Below are 19,257 nucleotides of genomic sequence, written 5' to 3'. Positions count from 1 at the left end.
GCGGGGCGACCGAGGAGGAGAACGGCGTGCAGCAGGACGCGGGCAACGTCAACGGCAACGGCGAGGAGGAGCGAGCGGTGGTGCCAGGCGGGAGGACCGGCCGGGGCGCCGACACCGACACCCGCTTCCGGCGCTCCGCCGCCTTCCTCGCCGATGAGGCCCTCGGGTTCCTCTACCCCGCGGCCCTCCGCGCGGCGGCCGACGTGGGAGTCGCCGACCACCTCGCCGACGGCCCCCGCACTCCGCCCGAACTCGCCGCCACCACCGGCACGGACGCCCGCAACCTCTACCGGGTACTCCGCCTCCTCGCCACCAGGGGCGTGGTGGCGGAGGACGAACGGGGCCGGTTCGCGTTGACCGAGGCCGGTCAGGCACTCCGCAGCGACGCCCCGCACTCCGCCCGCGCCGCGATCCTGATGCTCACCGACCGCACGATGTGGCTGCCGGGCAACGAGATGAGCCGCTGCCTCACCGACGGCAGCTCCGCGTTCGACGACATCTTCGGCATGCCCTTCTTCGACTACTTCGCCCAGGACGACCGGACCGCCGCCGTCTTCCATGACGGCATGGCCGCGATGTCCGACACGGAGAACGCCCCGCTCGCCGACGCCTACGACTTCCCGACGGCCGGCACGGTCGTTGACGTGGGCGGCGGCCACGGCGGCCTGCTCATGGAAGTGCTGCGCCGCCACCCCGGGTTGGACGGCGTCCTCTACGACCAGCCGCACGTCCTGGCCGGGCACCGCCTGGGCACCGAGGAGGCGATCGCCGGACGGTGGACGCTGGCGGACGGCGACTTCTTCGCCGCCGTGCCCCCGGCCGACGTCCATCTGATCAAGCGCATCCTGCATGACTGGGACGACGAGCGCAGCGCACTCATCCTCGACCACTGCCGCCGCGCGCTGCGCCCGGGCGGCCGGATCCTGGTCCTGGACGCCGTGGTGCCGTCGGGCAACGCGCCCCACCAGGCCAAGGCGTTGGACCTGATGATGATGGCATCGCTCACCGGTCGGGAGCGCACCGAGGCGGACTTCGCCGCGCTCTTCGAGGCGGCCGGCCTGCGCCTGTCCCGCGTGGTGCCCACGCCCACGGTGCTCTCCGTGGTGGAGGCGGTACCGGCCTGACCGACCGGAGCCCGCCCCAACCTCAGGCTCCGCGGGCCTCACTACAGTTAAGGCGCATACACAACGAAATCTCGACCGCACGTTTCACAGTCACCATCCGCTGAGACGGACGGCCCGCGCAGCCGAGACTTGACCAACCCGGCGAACCCCTTCGTCCAACGCGCGACCAGTGCGGTGTGCTCGGCGACGTGTCCGGGAGCAGGCTGCAGAACACGGTGCCCCGGTCCAGGCGGAGCCCGTCGTCCTCGGGGCGTCTGACGGTCGCGGGCCGCCCAGGCACGACAGCGCGGACGCACCGCCCATCGGCAGTGCGTCCGCGTTCAGACCCGTCCGATCTATCAGACCTGTCAGACCTGCTGCCGCGCTTCCGCGCTGCGCGCCATTTCGAGCAGGTCCTCCATCTGCTTGCGGAGCTTCGTCATCTCCGGGGAGGGGTTCTCCCGTTCCAGCTTGCGCATCTTCTCCAACTGCCGCTCGATCTCGGCGGAACTGCCGCCGGCCGAGGCCGAGTCCTCGCCCTCACCGGCCTCGCGCCGCTTGGCCGACTGCAGATCGCTGACGGCCCGCTCCAGGTCCTTGGGCCTGACCATCTTGGCACCAGACGGAGCTTCGAACGCGGGGGCCTCGCCCTTGAGCTTGATGGACAGCGGCAGCTCCCCGTCGACCCTCTTGTCGTCATCGGCGAACTGGGCCAGGTTCAGGGTCAGTTCGGAGACAGTGCCGTCCTGGATGGCGATGTCGAGCGTGATGTCCTTCTCGGGGACGTCCTCGACGCTGTCCTTCAGGGAGCCCAAGGACGGGTTCTTCTCCGCGAGCGGTTCCAACCCCTCGGCCAGGGCCGTCATGGCCTTCTTCGCCGGCACGGTGGCCGTCACGTGATCCGCGCCGCCCTTGCTGCCAGCATCCTTGAGGTCGGCGTTGTCGATGAACGCCTTCTCAAAGGCGTCCATCACCTTCTTCTGGTCCTCGACCTTGAGTTGGGTAGCGGGGCCAGTGCCGGGACCGGGCTGCTTCTTCTTCGCGAACTCCTCGAAGTCCTTGACGTCGTACGCCACCCACTGCCCGCTCATCATCTCCTTGAGGGGTGACGGCAACTTGTCCAGCTCGCCCTGCTGGCGCGTGAGGTTCGCGCTGCCCTGAGGGGTCAGCTTGGCGAGGCGCTGGAAGTCCATGCGCTGGTACATCGTCTTGCCGTCGGAGCGGACGTCCACGACGGGCTGCCCACCATCCACCGCGAACGCGTATCCGCCCGGAACGTGGGCGTTGGCCTCCGGGGCCTTGAAGGCGTCCTTGACCGGCTTGTCTGGGGCCGTCCACACGGAGAGTCGGAGGCCGGCCATGATCTTGGCGTAGTCGCGCTGGAAGCCCTTGGTGCTCTTCAGCGCGGACCAGATCTGCTGCTCGTTCGCCGAGATCCGGAACTCCGCGGTGAGCGCCTTCCGTTCACCCAGTTTCTGGAATCCCTGCTGGACCTTGGTGCCTGCGCTGATCTTCTCGAACGGGCCGCATGCGGCGACCGCGGTGGATATCAGGGCCACACAGCCGATGGCGGCCAAGCCCTGGCGGTTGATGGAGATGCTTCTGCTCCTGTTCGGTGCGATTGGTACCGGTAGAGGAGACCAGAGTGGAAGCAGAAAGGTTGTACGCGCCAGCGAATTTTGTCCGGCGCGCGGCGCACTGCACTGGCGCTGCCCCGACGCACGTTGAACTCCCCCCGTATCGACGCGATCATCCGCAGGCACCTACCGCCCCCACATGCGCATGCCTGGCACCTCGATCGGGTTCGCCCACTGGCCGGTGCCACTGCGGCCAAGCAGTGCTTTCCGTACGCGGTCCGCCTGTCACTCGGCTTGATCGGTACGCCGGTCTCTTCTGGCAGCAAGAGGACACGTTCTACGACGACCCCACGGCGTCCGCCGACAATGCCACGAGGAACGCGGTGGCGGCCCAGGGCGGCCCGCTGTACGCCAACGACCCGGACCCGAGCCTGCCACGGGATGAGTGGAACCGTGCCCTGGCCGAGCACGACGCGTACGACTACCTGCTGAACCAGACGGTAGAGCCGATGGGCGCCGACAACGCCCGGATCTTCCTGGAATCGGGAGGCTTCCCCAAGTCGGCGCCGGAGCCGGACACTGCCGAGTTCCGCATCGCCGTCGAGAACCTCAAGAACCGCTTCGCCGCGTGTACATGGCGCGATCCGATCGACCCCGACAAGGTCCTCGGCAACGAGGTGGGCACCGCGGCCGAGGAGTGGCAGCAGGAGATCACCTCACAGGCCGCACAGCGCAACCAGATTCTGGACGCCAACACCAACGCGACCAAGGCTCTTGCTTCCGGAGCCAAGACCCTCGGCAACATGCTGGGCAACTCCTGGGTGGCCGACCATGTCGCCAGATGGCAGTCCTACTGGTCACCCGACGGGGCCGGCAGCAACAAGCCCACCAAGCCCGACGCGCCGCAGTTCGACAAGGCCAAGAAGAGCCTGGCCAATGCCCAGTCGGTGACGAAGTCTCAGCTGATCCTGTTGAAGCAACAGGCAGCCGCGGCAAAGCGGGCCGTCACCACCACCGACACCGCCGAACAGGCCGCCTACTCCATCGCCGACACCAACGGAGCCCCGCGCGGCCGTGGGTTGCTGGTAGCCCAGCAAAAGGCACAGGTCACCCATGGCACGGCCGCCGCGCTGGACGCCATGGTCATCGCCGCGCAGACCGCCGAGGCGGCCACGCACGCTTCGGCCTCCGACAGCGCGACGATCGCGCAGCGCGCGCTGGCACAAGCCGCCCGGTCGAAGGCGGAGTTCCGCAAAGAGGCAGCGCAGTTCGCCGAGCAGCAGGCGAAAGCCTCCGCCGCCTCCGCCAAGGAACACCGCGACAACGCGAAAAAGGACAAAGAGACCGCCGAAAGCAAGCTGCAAGAGGCACTCAAGGCCGAGGCCGACGCCAAGGCCGCCGCGGCCGATGCACACGCCAAGCGGCTGACAGCGGAGGCCGAAGAAAAGACCGCCAAGGCACAGAAGGAGAGAGCCGACGCGAAGAAGGCGGAAGCCGCCGAGCACAAACGCAACGCCCAGGGCTACCAGTCCACGGCGGAAGAAGCCAAGAAGAAGGCTGATGCTGCGGCAACCACCGCCTCTCAAAAACGTGAAGCAGCGAAGGCAGCCCGCGACAATGCCAAGGCCAAGCGGGATGACGCCTGGGACGCCGAACAGAAGGCGGATGCCGCACGCGCCAAAGCGGACGCCAAGGATGCCTACGCCGACGCGCACGACGCCGACGACAACGCCACCGACACCCGCGCCGCAGCCGACGCCGCAGACCGCGCAGCCGACACCGCCGAATCAGCGGCCAAGCCGGCACGCAGTGAAGCCAACGCGGCCACGCAGGCCGCAGCGGACGCGGATGCCGCAGCCACTCGTGCCGAAGCCGCCGCAACCAGGGCCCGAGCTGCTTCCGACGCGGCCCAGGCCGACAAGCTCAAGGCCGACGCCGCGGTAAGGACGGCCACCAGCGCCGCCGCGGACGCCATCACCGCATCCCAGCACGCCGCCGCCGAGGCCAACGCCGCCGTCAAGGACGCCGACGAGGCCGAGCAGCACGCCAAAGACGCCAAGTCCCATGCTGACGAGGCGCAGAAGGAGACCAACAGGGCCAGGGCAGCAGCGGCAGAGGCCGCCGGCTTCGCTTATGCCACCGCCCAGGCAGCCGCCGACGCCCGCCAGGCGGCTGTGCAGGTCGCCAAGCCGGCCAACGACGCCATCCAACTGGGCTCGCCCTACGCCACCACCGACTCCGCGGCCCCGCTGGTGGTGCTCTCCGGCCAGGGTTCGAAGACCATCGCCGAGCAACAGGCCGCAGTGGCAGAGGCACACGCCAAGAACGCCAAGAAGGAAGCGGTCCTCGCCCAGAGCCTTGCCGACAAGGCCGCCCAAGACACCAAGACCGCCTACCAAAGTGCCGCCAACGCCGCCAACTACGCGTCAGAAGCCCGTGGTTACGCCAACGAAGCACTCAACTACTCGGCCGACGCCGCTGACGCCGCGTCCAAGGCCGCGCAGTCACTGACGCGCACGATCGCATACGACCGGCAGGCCACCGAGGACGCCGCGGCGGCCGACGCAGCAGCCAGCCGGGCGGAGGGCTACGCCAAGGACGCCCGCGACTCCGCCGACGAAGCGGCCCGCGACGCCGAAGCAGCCCGCCGGGCCGCTGACGCGGCGGAACGGGCCGCCAACAAGCGCGGCGGGCCTGGGGCTGCGTATCGCGGCCGGTGTGGCGGAGCGAGCCAAGATCGCCCGGGGCGCTCTCGACCCCAAGCTGCTGGACAAGCTCCAGAACGCCGGAACGAACTTCAGCAGGGCGGACACGATCTGGATCGCCGAGTTCTCCAAGCCCGGTGTGCCCCTTGCCTGGTTGGAGAAGGGCGACGTTCACACCGGGCTGATCCACATCATGTTCCGGCACGCTGGAGAGTTCGCGACCGCGGGGGTCAGAGTTGAGGACATCCCGGCCCTCGTGAAGACGGCACTGACCGAGGGCACGCGGGTCGGTACCCAGGGAGCCGGCAGGACGATCTACGAGGTCACCTTCCAGGGCAAGACCCAGCGTCTGGCCATTAGCGTGGGCGACAACGGATATGTGATCGGAGCCAATCCCGTATGACAGCCGAACAACCGCGCCCCGTGCTCGTGCAGGCCCAGGGCGAGCCGTCCCCGCTGTACGAGCCCGAGGACCCCGCCGCTTACGACGACCTCGGCGCCTACACCCGCACCGTCCCGCTGGACGACGAGCGGCTGGCCCTCCCGGCTGACTTGGCGGACGCACTGCGTACCTGGTCGCTACGCCGCCCGGCGGGGGGTTTCACCTCTCGCCCGGACCTGCGCAAGCACGTCAAGCAGGGGCTGGCGACCGCCCAGCGGCTAGCCCGGCGACTCGGGTCGAACTGGTCCGTGCGCTACTGGGACGAGCGCCACCAGACCGCGAAGTGGCTGTGCTGGGGCTGCGACCGACTGCACTGGGAGCGCGACGACCACGACACGCCCCCTCATCCAGTCGACGTCACGGTCGAGGGCGAGTATGCGTTCGGTCCGCTGCGAGCCGAAGGATTCGGGGACTTCTTCCCGGACGACCCCGCTGCCGCGCTGGACCTGTCCGACAACCTCATCGCCGACCTGTACACGTGGGCGAAGAGCATCGACACCACACTGAACCTGGACCTGCGGGACCGGGAGGAGGGCAAGTACGACGCCGAGTGGGAGCGGCTGTTCCAGGAGGGGATGGACCTGGCGAAGCGGCTCGCACACGAACTGGGTCCCGCCCGGACCGTGACCTACAAGGGCCTGGCCAATGGAGGCCTGGCCGCACTGACGTCGGTCACTTGGCAGGGGGACCGGCAACTGTAACGCTCGCGCTCCGTGCACCATGGGTCCCGCACTCACCTGAGTGCGGGACCGCTCCGCCTTCCTGGCGCAGTCGCCGCAGTTCTACAAGCAGATGGCGATCTCGGCCGGCATCGAGAAGGTCTTCGAGGTCGGCCCGGTCTTCCGCGCCGAGCCGTCGTTCACCTCCCGGCACGCGACCGAGTTCACCGGGGTCGACGTCGAACTGGCCTGGATCGACGGCGTCGAGGACGTGATGGCGTTCGAGGAGCAGATGCTCGCCCACGCCATCGCCAAGGTCGCCGACGTACATGGTGAGGCGATCGCCGAGCACTTCGGCGTCGAGGTCACCGTCCCCACGACACCTTTTCCGCGCATCACCATGGCCGAGGCGCACGAGATCCTGCGCAAGGGCGGCTGGGACCCGGCGGGAATCAAGGAGGACCTGGACCCGGAGGGCGAGCGGAGCATCTCGGCTCACATCCGGCAGGCCACCGGGCACGAGTTCGTGTTCATCACCCACTACCCGGTGGGAATCCGGCCCTTCTACCACATGCGGCCCGCCGACGACCCGAGCGTGACCTTGAGCTTCGACCTTCTGTGGAAAGGGCTGGAGGTCACCACCGTCGCGCAGCGTGAGCACCGGTACGAGGTGCTGCTCAAGTAGGCCGCCGAGAAGGACATGAGCCCCGAGCCGATGCAGGACTACCTGAACGCGTTCCGCTTCGGCTGCCCGCCACTCGGTGGGCTCGGCATGGGACTGGGGCGGGTGCTGATGGTGCTGCTCGGCCTGGACTCCATTCGCGAGGCCACGTTCCTCTTCCGCGGCCCGAACCGGCTCACTCCGTAGTCGGCCGTGGAGTGCGTCCCACGACACGGGCGAGCGCCTCGTGTCGTGGGACGACGTCTCAGTAGCGGACGCGGCGCAGGTCATGCGTCCACGTCTCGTCGGAATGCTTGTCCCAGTAGGTCCGTCACACCAACTCCCGTTCGGAGAAGCGTCCTTGGTGGCCAGGCCGCCGTGGGAGAGGGTGACGCTCATGGCGAGGGCCGACACGGTGGTGACCCGGTGGGACGTTAGCGCGTGACTCCATAATTGACCTCTCGGCCCCATGGTGACGGGCTACCGGTCGACCAGCGCATGCTTGGGGGCCTCGCCGGTGGTCTCGCCGATGACTGCCGCAACGACGTCGATGGCTGCCGGCGGCCCCCGCTGGCGCGGATAACGAGGTGCCGGCAGCTCGCGACCGACCCGGAGCGGAACACCCCTGTGTCGGCGGGGGGAACGAAACCTGGATCAACTTGCACCGCCAGTACGACGGATCCCCCCCCCGCGATCGCGGGAGGATCCGGTAACGACGAGTGTCGCGGGTTCGAGTGTGCGGACCGGTGAAGGGCTTCTGGCCTCCGCCGCCCGGGATACGCAGACGTCGGTAGCCTTCCAGGCGGATGTCCGGGTTCTTGACATCGTGGACGATCCGGAACGACTCCCTGCAACGTCCCTTGCGCTTGAACCTCGGGAGCCCATGGGAGGGCGTCTCCCAGCCAGGCAGTCCAACCAGTTCTTCCACGCGGTGTCGGCGTCTTCGAAAGCGGTGTAGTACGCCCGGTTGTTGACGCTCTCCCACCAGGGATAAGGAGCTTTGCGTCTCTCGCCTTTGCGGAGCGGACCGATGAAGCCGGTTCCCTTGGTCTCCCGGAAGAACGCCTGTGTCCTGATCCGGGTCGGGATGCTCACCTTCGGCGCCTTCTTATTCGCTTCGGTCTTGGGCATGTCGGCCGAGACCAGGGCGTCGCGGCCGGCATGCCACTGCTGGAAGACGGTCACCTTCATCCCCAGCGCGAAGTTGAACCCGCACCGGGACGGTTGGCATGCCGCTCAAGGACAGCAGCCTGGTCGGGAGTTGGATCGAGAGCGAACCGATGGGCTCGAACGATTTCCATGGACATCTGACATCGTCTCGTAGGCCACTGACAATCGCCTTTGGTTGATGAGCGGGCAGTCGCAACCACGGCAGTCACAACCGTTGGTGACGCTGACGACCTGAGGGACGCCGAGTGGCCGGATAGCGCCCACCGGCAAGATCGGCTGTCAGTGCCGTGTGTCATCGTCGCCACCTGTGAGCCGGTCAGGACTGTTAGTGGCTCGCGACGTGATGGAGAACAAGGCCGAGGGGGCGCGCATGGCTGGCGACGGCTTCGACGTAGACACCGACCAACTCAAGTCCGCAGCGCCGACGTTCCACCACGAGTCCGCTGCACTGGAGCGAGCGACGACCAAGCTTCGGCACGCGCTGGACGGGTTGGGGGAGCCGTGGGGTGGTGACGAGCAGGGCAAGAAGTTCGAGCACGTCTACGCGCCGCATCGGGCGCAGATTGAGAAGGCCGCCGGGGCGCTGGTGAAGGGGCTGTCGAGCATCACCAAGGCCATGAACGACATGGCGGCCAACCACGAGGAGGTGGACCGGTCGGCCAAGTCCGGTTTCAAGGAGGGTGCTTGATGGGGGCTGCGGACAAGGCGAAGGAGATCGTCCAGGACTTAACCGGGATGTGGTTTCCGGAGGGAGACGAGGACGAACTCAGAGAGGCTGCCCGCGCCTGGCGGACCTTCGCCGACGAGGTCGAGGACTGCACGTCTGCCTGCCACAAGAAGGCCCAGGACGTCATCGACAACAACAAGGGCGCCGGCATTGAGGTGTTCGGTGCGTTCTGGAAGAAGTATCACGGCGGCGGGAAGGGCTACCTCGATGATGTCGCCACGGCCGCACGGGACATGGCCAAGGCGCTGGACAAGTTCGCCGACCAGACCGCCGAGGCGAAGAAGAAGATCGAGCACGAGTTGGAGATTGCCGGGGCGGTCTTGGTCGCCGGTACGGCGCTGGCCGTCTTCACCGGTGGCATCAGCGAAGTCGCCGCCGCGGGAGCCACCGCGACGCTTGAGGCGGCTGCGGCTGCTGCGGGCGTTGCCGTTTCAGCCACCATTACCGAGATCGCCGGTACCGTCCTGGCCACCGCGGCGATCGGTGGTATCGAGGCCATCACGGTGGACGTGGTCGTCGCCCAAGGTGGTAGGAACCTGCTCGGTGACCAACACGGCATCAACCTCGCTGAGATCAAGGACGCTGGTGTCACCGGTGTACTCCTGGGCGGAGCCCTCGGAGGGGCTGCTCGCGGCGCCAAAGCCGTGGCCGAGGGCGGTGGCGTCAAGAATGTCCTGGGCGGGATGAAGCTGGAGGACTTGGGCAACCTCAACATCCCGCTGGCTGGCCCGCGTGTGGTGATGGCAGGTGAAGGGCCCGTCGGTCCGACAGGGCAGCCCTTGTTGAGGAACGCCCAAGGTGGCACTGGCGGTTCGCAAAGTTCCACCGGAGAATGGGCGGCGAACGCCAACCTGAAGGGGGCTGCGGCAGGAAAGACCATCAGGCGGCCGAACTCGCGGCACAGTCCCGGTGGGGCTGCACGCGGCGAGATCAAACCTAAGAACACGGTCATTCTCCGCGGTTACGAAAAGGAAGTGGACAGAGACCTTGCAGGCATCGCCGATGGCAAGGCGGACCTCGTAGGGAATGGGAATGAGTACGAGATTAACGGCCGTAGGTACGGCATCGAAGCTAACGGCACATCGTTCCCGATCTCCGGCCCCGGGTTCGTTGAGCTTGATCGAAACGAGTACGCTGCACTTCAGCAGATAGCGAAAGCTAAAGGTGACCTAGGTGCTGCCCCTCAGTTGACCAAGGCTCCTCGCTTCGTGAACAATCCCGAATCCGTCCAGAAGGCACTCAAAATCTACAACGGGGAATACGCGCCGTGACCTACAACCTCTTGACCGTCAACCAGCTCCTTCCAGGAGAGATTGCGGAGGCCCTGGCAACTTGCTTCAGGGTGCCCGTGGAATCCGTGGACGTAGCCGATGCAGACGGAGACCAGGACGCCAGGAACTGGGACGCAGCCGTGCTGTGTGACTACTCCCAACTGCGCGGGGATCTCGCCCTTTCCCTGGACATCGATATCCAGAACTGGGTGCCGGAGCGGCCCGCAGAAGCGGACCTTGCGCTTGCGCTGTCCATCAAGTCAGGGTCTGTTGTGCTCTACCCCGCGGAGGAAAAAATCCCGAGCGCGTACTGGGCCGTGACACCCGAACCTTTGGTTACGCGTGCTCGCCTGGTCCAGTCTGACGAGGAAGTTGTGCACTTTAGGGTCGATGCGGTCGAGGAGCCAGTCGCAGGGCTCCCCAACGCGCAGGTAATGCAACTCCCGGAGATCCTTGCGGCGCAGACCATCCCGACGCCCGCCACGGGCCAGTTCGTGGCTGTCGTAGAAAAGCTCCGTGAATCTCACGACGCTGAAGCGAGCGGCCAGCTCGAAGACAAGCCAGGAACCCTCATCTATGAGGTCCGCACATCGCTCTTCCTCTGGGAAAGGATGGTGCGGCGCATGGAGTCCGGGTGGCGACCAGGTGGAAAGTACCCAATCGACTTGTATCGCAAAGACCTTGCCCTTCGCGATGAGTTGGCCCAACTGGTCAAGATCGCCCCACCGGTGACCAGGGAAGCTCTGGCAGATTCAATTCAGAAGCTGGACGATGTTCTCGCACGTTGCACCGTCCAAGACGAAGACGGACTCGTCATCGGCCGCCCCTCTGGAGCACATACGGAACAGGCTGAACGTGGATGGTGGTGGCGCCGCCGGCCTGACCCGATGCCCTGGGCAGCCGGATAGCGCCACGCGGCTACCGACCGCACGTTGAAGCGGCGGAGCGCGGACAATCTGACAACGCCGGTGTGGGCGTCGGTGTGGGCCAGCGGCGGGCCAGGTAGGCGCAGAGCACGAGTTGGAGGGTGTGGTAGAGCATCAGGGGGAGCACGGTGATGCCGATCCGGTCCGGCGGGAACAGCACGGTGGCCATCGGCAACCCGCTGGCCAGGCTCTTGTTGGAGCCGCAGAAGACGGCGGTGACCCGGTCGGCGCGGGGCAGGCCGATCAGGCGGGCGGTGCCGTGGGCGGCGGAGAGCGCGAAGGCGAGCAGCAGCGCGCAGACCACGGCCAGGAGCAGCAGTTGGGGCGGCGGAACGCGGTGCCAGATTCCGGACGTGACGCCCCGGCTGAATGCGGAGTAGACCACGAGCAGGATCGAGCCGCGGTCGCAGAGGGTGGTCAGCATCCGGTGCCTGCCGAGCCAGTCGGCGATCCAGCGGCGCGCTGCCTGGCCGGCCAGGAAGGGCAGGAGGAGTTGGACGGCGATGTCGGTGAGTTGGGACGGCGTGATGGGGGCGTCGCCGGGGCTGGCGCCGGTCTGTCGGAGCAGGGTGACGGCGAGCAACGGGGTCAGGATGACGCCGAGGACGGTGGAGAAGGACGCCGAGCAGATGGCGGCGGCCACATTGCCGCGGGCCATCGAGGTGAAGGCGATGGAGGACTGGACCGTGGAGGGGAGCACGGTCAAGAACAGGACGGCGGCGGCCAGTTCGGGGCCGAGCACGGCGTGCGGTAGCAGCCCGGCCGCCAGACCGACGGCCGGGAACGCGACGAAGGTGAGGGCCAGGACGGGGAGGTGCAGTCGCCAGTGCCGCACGCCGTCGAGGGCGGCCTGTGGGGAGAGCCGGGCGCCGTAGAGGAAGAAGAGCAGTCCGACCGCCAGGCGGGCGGCGAGCGAGACGCCGTCGGCGGCCGCGCCGTCGGCCGGGACGAGGGCGGCCAGGCCGATGACGCAGAACAGCGCGACGATGTACCAGTCGACGCGGCGCAGGACCCGGCGGGTGGGGTGGTCGGGAGCGGGACGCGGCACGGTTCCTCCGGCAGAAGGGGAGGGGAGCGGTGCGGGGCAGGCAGGGGAAGGGGCAGGGGCCGTGTCGGGTGACCGGTTCCGATACCGACCGGTACCGGGGGAGCGACACGGCCCCTGCGCAGGTGCTGCGGTGCTGCCGTCGGGCGTCAGTGTGCGGCGTTCGCCGGGACCCGGTCGTGATGACGGCTGATGTTCTGCTCCAGCAGCGCCAGGCACTCGTTGACGCCGACCGCGCCCGAACGGTGCTCCGGCAGTCGGCCGTCAGCCTGCTTCAGATCGCCCAGTGCCTGGTCGATGGCGGTCTGCGCGGCGAAGAGGCAAGGAGTGCTGTAGATGGCGACGTCGACGCCGAGTTGGTCGAGCTCGGTGAGCGACAGTCGCGGTGACTTGCCGCCGGCGATCTGGTTGAACAGCAGTGGCTTGTCGCCGATGACGCGGCGTACCTTGTGGATCCAGTCGACGCTGCGGACGCCGTCCACCAGGATCACATCCGCTTCGGTCGCGGCCAATGCCTTGGCCCGGCGCAGGATTTCCTCCTCCTCGGTGGCGTCGGTGCGGGCGACGACGAGCAGGTCCCGCCGTGCCTGGAGGACCATGTCGAGCTTGGCCAGGTACTCCTCCAACGGTAGGACCTGTTTGCCGTCGACGTGGCCGCAGCGACGGGGACGCTGCTGGTCCTCCAGGATCACGCCGGAGGCGCCGGCGGCCTCCAACTGCTGGACGACGTGGCACGCGGTCTCCGGGTCGACGTAGCCGTCGTCGATGTCGACCAGCAAGTGCTGTTGGGGGAAGGCCAGTCGGAGCCGTTGTACGAAGGCGACGATGTCGGGCCAGGCGATGAAGCCGATGTCCGGTAGGCCGTAGTGGGACGCGGCGAAGCCGAAGCCGGAGATGAACATCCCGTCGTAGTGACGCGCCGCCAAAGACGCGGAGAACATGTCGAAGACGCCGATCAGCGGGGTGGTGCCGTCCGCCTGGATCGCGGCTCTTAACCGGTTGGGGTGGTTCACGGTACCCTCCGATGTGTGGTCGCGTGGGTTGCGCGTCGCGCCTGACCCGTTGCCTGCCAGAGCTGGTGGTCGATGCGATGCGTCACGGGCCGAACCGACCGGGGGCATGCTGGAGCAGCATGCCCCCGGTTCTGTGATGTCTGGGCCGGCTCGTGCGGAGTGCGGTTGTTGCGCCCCGCGAGAGCAGGCTAGGAAAAGAAAAGGTCATGTGACAACCATGGATTGGTAATACTCCCTGGTAGGCGTCGCTTTTGAGCCGTTCCTCGCGCAGCCGTTCGCCCGGTCCGAACTGCCCTGAACGGCAGGGCCGTTGGAGCCCGACAGGGCGCCGACGAGCCGCGACGCCCGGCCCGGGCCCAGGCGTCAGCCCACTCCGTCGCACACCGTGCGCAGGTCAACGTCCCACGCCAGTTGGCTGACCAACGTGTCGTCGCCCGGGCGTGGGGAACTCGGTGCCTGGCCGGTGCGGGCCGGATTGCGGGTGCCGCGGGAGATCTGCCCGCTGACCGTGATGTTGTGCTCCACGCGCGGGCGGCGGCACGCCTCGTAGAGGGCGAACGCGCCGTCCGAATCGGGCGCGTCCCGCAGGGACTTGGCGAGGATGACGGCGTCCTCCAACGCCATCGAGGCCCCCTGACCCGTCGCCGGCGAGGCCGCGTGCGCGGCGTCACCGATGAGCAGCGTCCGTCCGGAGCGCCAACGGGTGCCCGGCGGCAGCTCGGTGGCGTTGGTGGCCATGATGGCGTCGGTCGAGGCCGCGACGATCTCCGTGGCGGGCGAGGCGTCCTTCCGCAGCACGTCGAGGAGTTGCGCGCGCCAACGGGACGGGGTGGGGTGCGCCAGTTCCCCGGCGGGGATCGCCTCGCCGGCGACCCGGGCGAACCAGTAGGTCTCCCCGTCCGGCGAGACCGCGTAACCGAAGGTGCCGACGCTGTTCCGCACCATGGTGATGTGGCCGGTGTCCTCCGCCACCGGGGCGTTGCGCGTGTAGCCGTAGAAGACGCACTGCCCCGCGTAGGCGGGCTCCGCGCCGGGGGCGAGGGAACGCCGGACGGTCGAGCTGAGGCCGTCCGCGCCGATGAGCAGATCTCCTGTCGCGGCGCTGCCGTCGGTGAACCGCGCGGTCACCTCGTCGGGGCCGTCCGCCACGGACACCAGTCGCGCGCCGTGCCGGACCTCGATGCCCCGGCGGACCACCTCGCCCTGCAGGGCGGCGTTCAACTCGCCGCGGCGCAGACACCGGTACTGGAGCAGCGCGTCGCCGGCCTGGCCCATGGGCGCCTGCGCCACCTCGGTGCCCCGGTCGTCGAGCAGGCGCATCGAGGACAGCGGGAAGCCGATCCCGGTGACCGCATCCGAGGCGTCGAGCTGTGCCACGGCGCGCATCCCGTTGCTCGCCAGGGTCAGGAACGCCCCGATGTCCTCGGCGGAGTTGGGATGCGCCTCGTGCACGCTGACGTCGAAGCCCGCCTTGTGCAGGGCCAACGCCGTCGCCGAACCGGCGATCCCGCCACCGATGACCACTATGCGTGTCACGTTCCACTCCGCTCGTCTGCCTGGGTCCCGTCGGGCGACCTACCGGATCAATGATGGACCCTGGCCCGCCCGGGCCGGACGGATCGGACGCGGACGGGACGCATGCGCCCGCCTCCTCTGGCCCGGGCTCAGACGGCGGTGCGGCCGCCGTCCACGGGCAGTACCGCACCCTGGACGAAGCCGGCCGCGTCGCTGGCCAAGTAGGCGATCGCCTCGGCGATTTCCTCCGGCGCGGCCGGACGCCCGGCCGGGGCCTGCGCGGCCAGGGCGTCGAGGGCCTCGCCCATGCCGACGGTGCTCTCCGTACGGGTCGGCCCCGGCTCCACGGCGTTGACCCGCACGCCGTGGGGGCCGAACTCGGCGGCCCACGCCTTGGTCAACAGGTTCAGTGCGGCCTTGCTCGACCCGTACAGCGCCATCCCCACGACGCCGTACTCGGCAACCATGGTGCTGACGTTCACGACCGCCCCGTGCCCCCGCTCCGTCATCGCCGGGGCAAGGGCCGCCATCAGGTGGAACGGTGCCTTCACGTTCAGGTCGTAGACGGTGTCCACATCGGACTGCGACGCCTCCGCCGTGGGCCCGAACGGATAGACACCGGCGTTGTTGACGAGGATGTCCACCCGGCCATCGCCCAGGGCGAGGGCCTGCCCGGCCAACTGCCGTACCGCCTCCGCGGTGCGCAGGTCGGCGGCGACGAAGTCCGCCCTGCCGCCGCGGTCACGGATGCCGGCGACCACGGCGTCGCCGCGGGCCCGGTCCCGGCCCGCGACCAGCACGTGAGCACCCCGCTCGGCGAGCAGCGCGGCGGTGGCGGCACCGATGCCGCTGGTCGCCCCGGTCACCAGGGCCACGCGTCCGACGAGTTCGAAAGAAGTCATGAGTGTCGTTCTCCGTTGAGAGGATGGAGTTGCGGGGTTGGCGGGGAAGGAGCGGGGAGCCGCGTCCGGCGCCTCCGCCACCCCAGCCCGTCCATCCATCCCATCGGTGGTTCCTCGGGCGTCCATGAGGGAGAGACACACCGGGAGGCGCACCGCAGACCGTCACAGTCCGGCTCCTCGGAAGGGGCCGGACTGTGACGATCGGTCGCACTGTGCCGTTGGGTTGTCATGCGGTGGACGGCCGTCTGACGGCTACGGCGTCACCGGGTCCTCACCATGTCGCACGCGGTTCCGCGGCGTCCTACTTGGTGAAGGCCGCGGTGCCGTTGGGGGTGCCGAGGCCGGTCGGGCCGTCGTAGCCGGTGCCCGCCGTGCAGAGGTACGACGGGGAGCAGGTGCCGTTGGCGCCGCTGGTGACGTCGTTCAGTGCGGAGGCGTGGCTGTAGGGGTACGAGGCCGGGGTGTCGCCCGAACCCGGCGTGCCGGCGAGGGCGTAGACGCCGGCGATGAACGGGGAGGACGCGCTGGTGCCGCCGTAGACGTTCCAGCCGGTGGCCTGGTAGCTGTCGTAGACCGCGAGGCCGGTGGCCGGGTCGGCGACCGACGCGACGTCGGCGACGGTGCGGTTGGCGCAGCCGGTGTCCTGCTGCCAGGCCGGCTTGGCGTCGTACTGGGAGCAGCCGGAGCCGGCGCCGTTGCCGCCCGCGCTGGAGCCCCACACGCTCTCGCTCCACCCGCGGGAGCTGCTGTCCTGCTGGAGCGAGGTGCCGCCGACGGCGGTGACGTACTTGGAGGCCGCCGGGTACTCGACGCCGTAGCCGCTGTCACCGGAGCTGACCGTGATGGCGACGCCGGGGTGGTTGAAGTACTGCTCGTCGGAGGAGGTGTCCGTGGAGTCCTCGCCGCCGCCGTAGCTGTTGGAGACGAACTTGGCGCCCATGGTGACGGCGCGGTTCACCGCGGTGCCCAGGTCGCTCATGTTGGCGCTGTTGGCCTCGACGAGCAGGATGTGGCAGGAGGGGCAGGCCGCGCTGACCATGTCGACGTCGAGGGAGATCTCGCCGGCCCAACCGGAGTCCGCCGCGGGGTAGTTGGTGCCGCCGTTCTGGTCGACCTTCTGGAAGCAGCCGTTGGCGGTGCTGCACTCGGGCAGGCCGTACTGGGAGCGGTAGGTCGCCAGGTCCTGCTCGGCGTTGGGGTCGTCGTTGGCGTCGACGATGGCCACGGTCTGGCCGGAGCCGCCTGACTGGGGAAGGTTGTACGCGCTCTGCAGGTCACTGGGCCCGAAGCCGGAGGGCGCGGCGTCCGGGCGCAGGGAGAGCTGCGGCTTGATGTCCGTGCGGGCCACCGCGTTGCAGGCCATGTATCCGGGCTTCGTCGGATGCGCACACAGCCGGTGGGTGGGGACCTTGGCGTGGGGCGCCGCCACGGTGGGCGACGCGTGGGCCGCGGGCGCCGCGGTGGCGGCGTTGGACGGGGCGGCGGCGATCATGCCGCCGATGACGAGGGTTGCTGCCGACAGCAGGACCGGGACGGCGCGGTGCGCCAGTCCCTGCGTGCCTGCGGATCTGCCCTTTCGTAGCGAACGCAAGGGAATGACCTCCGTGGGGAAGGGACCGGCAGTCAGTGCCTGGGGACGGGGACGCCTTCGTGGTCCTGCTCCGCATGCTCTTCACAGGAGGGGGCTGTCAAGCACATGACATATCGACAAGGGGCGTCGACATGGCACATCGATATGACACGGCGTGAAGCGCTTGCGGATCGTGCGGATGTGGCGTCCTGTCAGGGGTGCACCGGCCTGCCGGTGATGAGTTGCGCACGTGCACTCAGCGATGCCACCCCAGTGAGTGGTGGCGTATGTGAAAAATAATGAACTCTGCGTCAAGGAGACACCGAGCTACGGCAAAGGCTTTCCCTCGGTACGGCGAACGGCCAGTGGGCTGACGGGGGTTGACCCACTGGCCGCCTCGCCGGTTGTCTCACTCGGGGGCGGATGGCGGCCGCGGGCGGCCCGCGGAGAGGGAACGGGCGGGGGGAGGCGCCCTCCGGAGCGCGCGCTCGCGTCGGGGACTCACTCCGCGGTGCCTGGGCCGGCGGCTCCGATCCGGATGATCACCGTCCGCGCTGTCGCTCACTCCCCGGTGCGAGTCACTAACAGGTCGCCGTCCGGTTGTTCATCAAGTCGCTGCCAGTCAATTCCGCATATTGGGGCCGTAATGAGCGCCGAAAGGCCCGAAGTCACTGCGGATACCGTGCATTTCGCGGTTTCCGTAGGTGGCCTCGGGCCTCTGGTGTATCGGCGCCGGGTCAGGCGTGGGCGAGGCGGCCGCCGGAGGAGGGCGGACCGGGATTCGTCAGGCCCGGCCGGAGCCCTTCTCGAAGTCGGCGGTGAATGCCTTTTCGATGCCGTTGATGACCGCGGTGTCGCTGACGATGAGGCCGAGTTCGCGGTTGTGGTTGAGGGAGTTGGAGGAGAAGTTCTCCGAGCCGGCGAACACCTTGGCGGCGGAGGTGCCGTAGTCGGAGACGATGGCCTTGGCGTGGATGTAGTAGCCGGTGGAGCTCGAATACGTCTTCACCTTGCCGCCCGCTGCGGTGACTTTCTTGAGCTGCTTGCTGTACTTCGAGCGCTGGTTCTCCGCGACGACGCGAACGGTGACGCCGCGCTTCGCGTCCGCGACGACGGCTTTCACCAATGCGGCGTCGCCGAACTCCTCCTGCTGGACGTCGAGGGAGTGCTTCGCTCCCTTGATGAGGGCCAGTAGATGGCTTTGCGAGTCGGTGGGCGACCAGACCAGGTCGGTGCCGTCGGACGGGGTGACGGAGGTCTTCGCGAAGTCGGCGTCGAAGACCTTCTCGATCGCATTGACGTCGGCCTTGTCGGTGTCGAAGACACCGTAGTCACGCGAGGTCGCGTAGTACTTCGTGTCGAAATTGCCGGTGCTGATGTACGACTTGACGCCGTCGACGGTGATCGTCTTCTGGTGCGTGTAGACGTAGTCCGAGGAGGAGTACGTCACCCCGGCGCCGGCCGCGGACAGCGCCTTGTAGGCGGCGCCGTCGATGGACGCGTGCTGGGAGTCGAACACCACGCGGACCTTGACGCCCGCTTTCTGCTTCTTGACGAGGTCGTTGACGAGCGTGGTGTCACGAAGCTCGTAGATGGTCACGTCGATCGACTTCTTCGCCGAGTTGACGAAGTCGTAGATCGGGCCTTCCTTTTGGTCCGGGAGGATCACCAAGGAGAACGGGCTCGCGGCGTGGGCGGTGGCGGGCACGAAGGCACCTACCGCGGCCAAGGCGCCTGCGCACAGGACGGGTATGAAACGGCGGGTGGGGCTCACCGGATTCTCCTCTGACGTAGTGGGGGGGCGCGCAACGCGCGTAGCGCACCCCAGTAAGGCACAGCCCCGAGACCCGCTGAAGCCCAGTTAGGTGAAGAGAAGGGAAGTGTTGTGCAAAGCGTTGCGTGTTCGAATGTGGAGCAACTGCCATAAAATTTCGGGGGTTTAAAGATCGTCTTTCATTTGCGCTGGTGCGG

General features: G+C 68.2%; 13 protein-coding genes and 2 pseudogenes. 8 read left to right on the top strand and 7 right to left on the bottom strand.

All coding sequences use genetic code 11. From position 1 onward, the window contains the following. Positions 1–80 precede the first annotated feature (80 nt). Positions 81–1,124 carry a methyltransferase gene (locus tag PV796_RS03420; protein ID WP_274918845.1) on the top strand — a complete coding sequence of 348 codons (1,044 nt, stop codon included), beginning with the start codon at positions 81–83 and terminating at the stop codon, positions 1,122–1,124. Between the two features lie 347 nt (positions 1,125–1,471). Here PV796_RS03420 and PV796_RS03415 read toward each other — a convergent pair whose 3' ends face one another. Then, positions 1,472–2,662, bottom strand: coding sequence for a hypothetical protein (locus tag PV796_RS03415; RefSeq protein WP_274911331.1), 1,191 nt, complete (start codon positions 2,660–2,662; stop codon positions 1,472–1,474). Positions 2,663–3,195: 533 nt separating this feature from the next. Between PV796_RS03415 and PV796_RS03410 the strand changes: the two are divergent. The 7 genes and pseudogenes from PV796_RS03410 to PV796_RS03380 all read left to right on the top strand — a co-directional run. Then, a pseudogene (locus PV796_RS03410) lies at positions 3,196–5,358 on the top strand (virulence factor); the annotation flags it as partial. A gap of 283 nt (positions 5,359–5,641) precedes the next feature. Further along, on the top strand, positions 5,642–5,788 hold the full coding sequence (locus tag PV796_RS03405; protein WP_274911330.1) for a hypothetical protein: 147 nt from the start codon (positions 5,642–5,644) through the stop codon (positions 5,786–5,788). Continuing rightward, positions 5,785–6,528, top strand: a complete 744-nt coding sequence (locus PV796_RS03400) for a hypothetical protein (RefSeq protein WP_274911329.1) — start codon at positions 5,785–5,787, stop codon at positions 6,526–6,528. Before PV796_RS03405 ends, PV796_RS03400 begins: the two co-directional genes overlap by 4 nt. A gap of 49 nt (positions 6,529–6,577) precedes the next feature. Beyond that, positions 6,578–7,354 (top strand): annotated as a pseudogene (locus PV796_RS03395) (amino acid--tRNA ligase-related protein); the annotation flags it as partial. Between the two features lie 1,291 nt (positions 7,355–8,645). Then, positions 8,646–9,005 (top strand): WXG100 family type VII secretion target, encoded by a 360-nt coding sequence (locus PV796_RS03390; protein ID WP_274911327.1) that lies wholly within the window; start codon positions 8,646–8,648, stop codon positions 9,003–9,005. Beyond that, the gene (locus PV796_RS03385) at positions 9,005–10,315 is read left to right on the top strand and encodes a WXG100-like domain-containing protein (RefSeq protein WP_274911326.1); all 1,311 of its coding nucleotides are present in this window, start codon (positions 9,005–9,007) and stop codon (positions 10,313–10,315) included. The genes PV796_RS03390 and PV796_RS03385 overlap by 1 nt, the downstream gene beginning before the upstream one ends. Continuing rightward, positions 10,312–11,223 carry a hypothetical protein gene (locus PV796_RS03380; protein ID WP_274911325.1) on the top strand — a complete coding sequence of 304 codons (912 nt, stop codon included), beginning with the start codon at positions 10,312–10,314 and terminating at the stop codon, positions 11,221–11,223. The genes PV796_RS03385 and PV796_RS03380 overlap by 4 nt, the downstream gene beginning before the upstream one ends. A 10-nt stretch (positions 11,224–11,233) precedes the next feature. On the opposite strand, the gene PV796_RS03375 is transcribed toward PV796_RS03380, so the two are convergent. From PV796_RS03375 to PV796_RS03350, 6 genes are all read right to left on the bottom strand, one after another. After that, on the bottom strand, positions 11,234–12,289 hold the full coding sequence (locus tag PV796_RS03375; protein ID WP_274911324.1) for a bile acid:sodium symporter family protein: 1,056 nt from the start codon (positions 12,287–12,289) through the stop codon (positions 11,234–11,236). Between the two features lie 146 nt (positions 12,290–12,435). After that, positions 12,436–13,299, bottom strand: a complete 864-nt coding sequence (locus tag PV796_RS03370; RefSeq protein WP_274911323.1) for an isocitrate lyase/PEP mutase family protein — start codon at positions 13,297–13,299, stop codon at positions 12,436–12,438. Positions 13,300–13,662: 363 nt separating this feature from the next. Beyond that, a complete protein-coding gene (locus tag PV796_RS03365) occupies positions 13,663–14,835 on the bottom strand; it encodes an FAD-dependent oxidoreductase (protein ID WP_274911322.1) in 1,173 nt (390 codons plus the stop codon). A gap of 128 nt (positions 14,836–14,963) precedes the next feature. Beyond that, positions 14,964–15,716, bottom strand: coding sequence for an SDR family NAD(P)-dependent oxidoreductase (locus tag PV796_RS03360; protein ID WP_274911321.1), 753 nt, complete (start codon positions 15,714–15,716; stop codon positions 14,964–14,966). A gap of 301 nt (positions 15,717–16,017) precedes the next feature. Further along, complete coding sequence (locus PV796_RS03355) at positions 16,018–17,079, bottom strand: S53 family peptidase (protein WP_446750671.1); 1,062 nt, start codon at positions 17,077–17,079, stop codon at positions 16,018–16,020. 991 nt (positions 17,080–18,070) lie between these two features. Continuing rightward, positions 18,071–18,994, bottom strand: coding sequence for a phospholipase D-like domain-containing protein (locus tag PV796_RS03350; protein ID WP_274911318.1), 924 nt, complete (start codon positions 18,992–18,994; stop codon positions 18,071–18,073). Positions 18,995–19,257 lie beyond the last annotated feature (263 nt).

This window comes from Streptomyces sp. WZ-12, assembly GCF_028898845.1.
Classification (GTDB): domain Bacteria; phylum Actinomycetota; class Actinomycetes; order Streptomycetales; family Streptomycetaceae; genus Streptomyces.
Note: the sequence above shows the minus strand (reverse complement) of the source record. Positions and strands in the feature narration are given on the sequence as shown.

Coding starts and splice junctions, on each gene's coding strand:
- PV796_RS03400 (WP_274911329.1), top strand. CDS start 5,785: ATGACAGCCGAACAACCGCGCCCCGTGCTCGTGCAGGCCCAGGGCGAG.
- PV796_RS03385 (WP_274911326.1), top strand. CDS start 9,005: ATGGGGGCTGCGGACAAGGCGAAGGAGATCGTCCAGGACTTAACCGGG.
- PV796_RS03360 (WP_274911321.1), bottom strand. CDS start 15,716: ATGACTTCTTTCGAACTCGTCGGACGCGTGGCCCTGGTGACCGGGGCG.
- PV796_RS03355 (WP_446750671.1), bottom strand. CDS start 17,079: ATGGCCTGCAACGCGGTGGCCCGCACGGACATCAAGCCGCAGCTCTCC.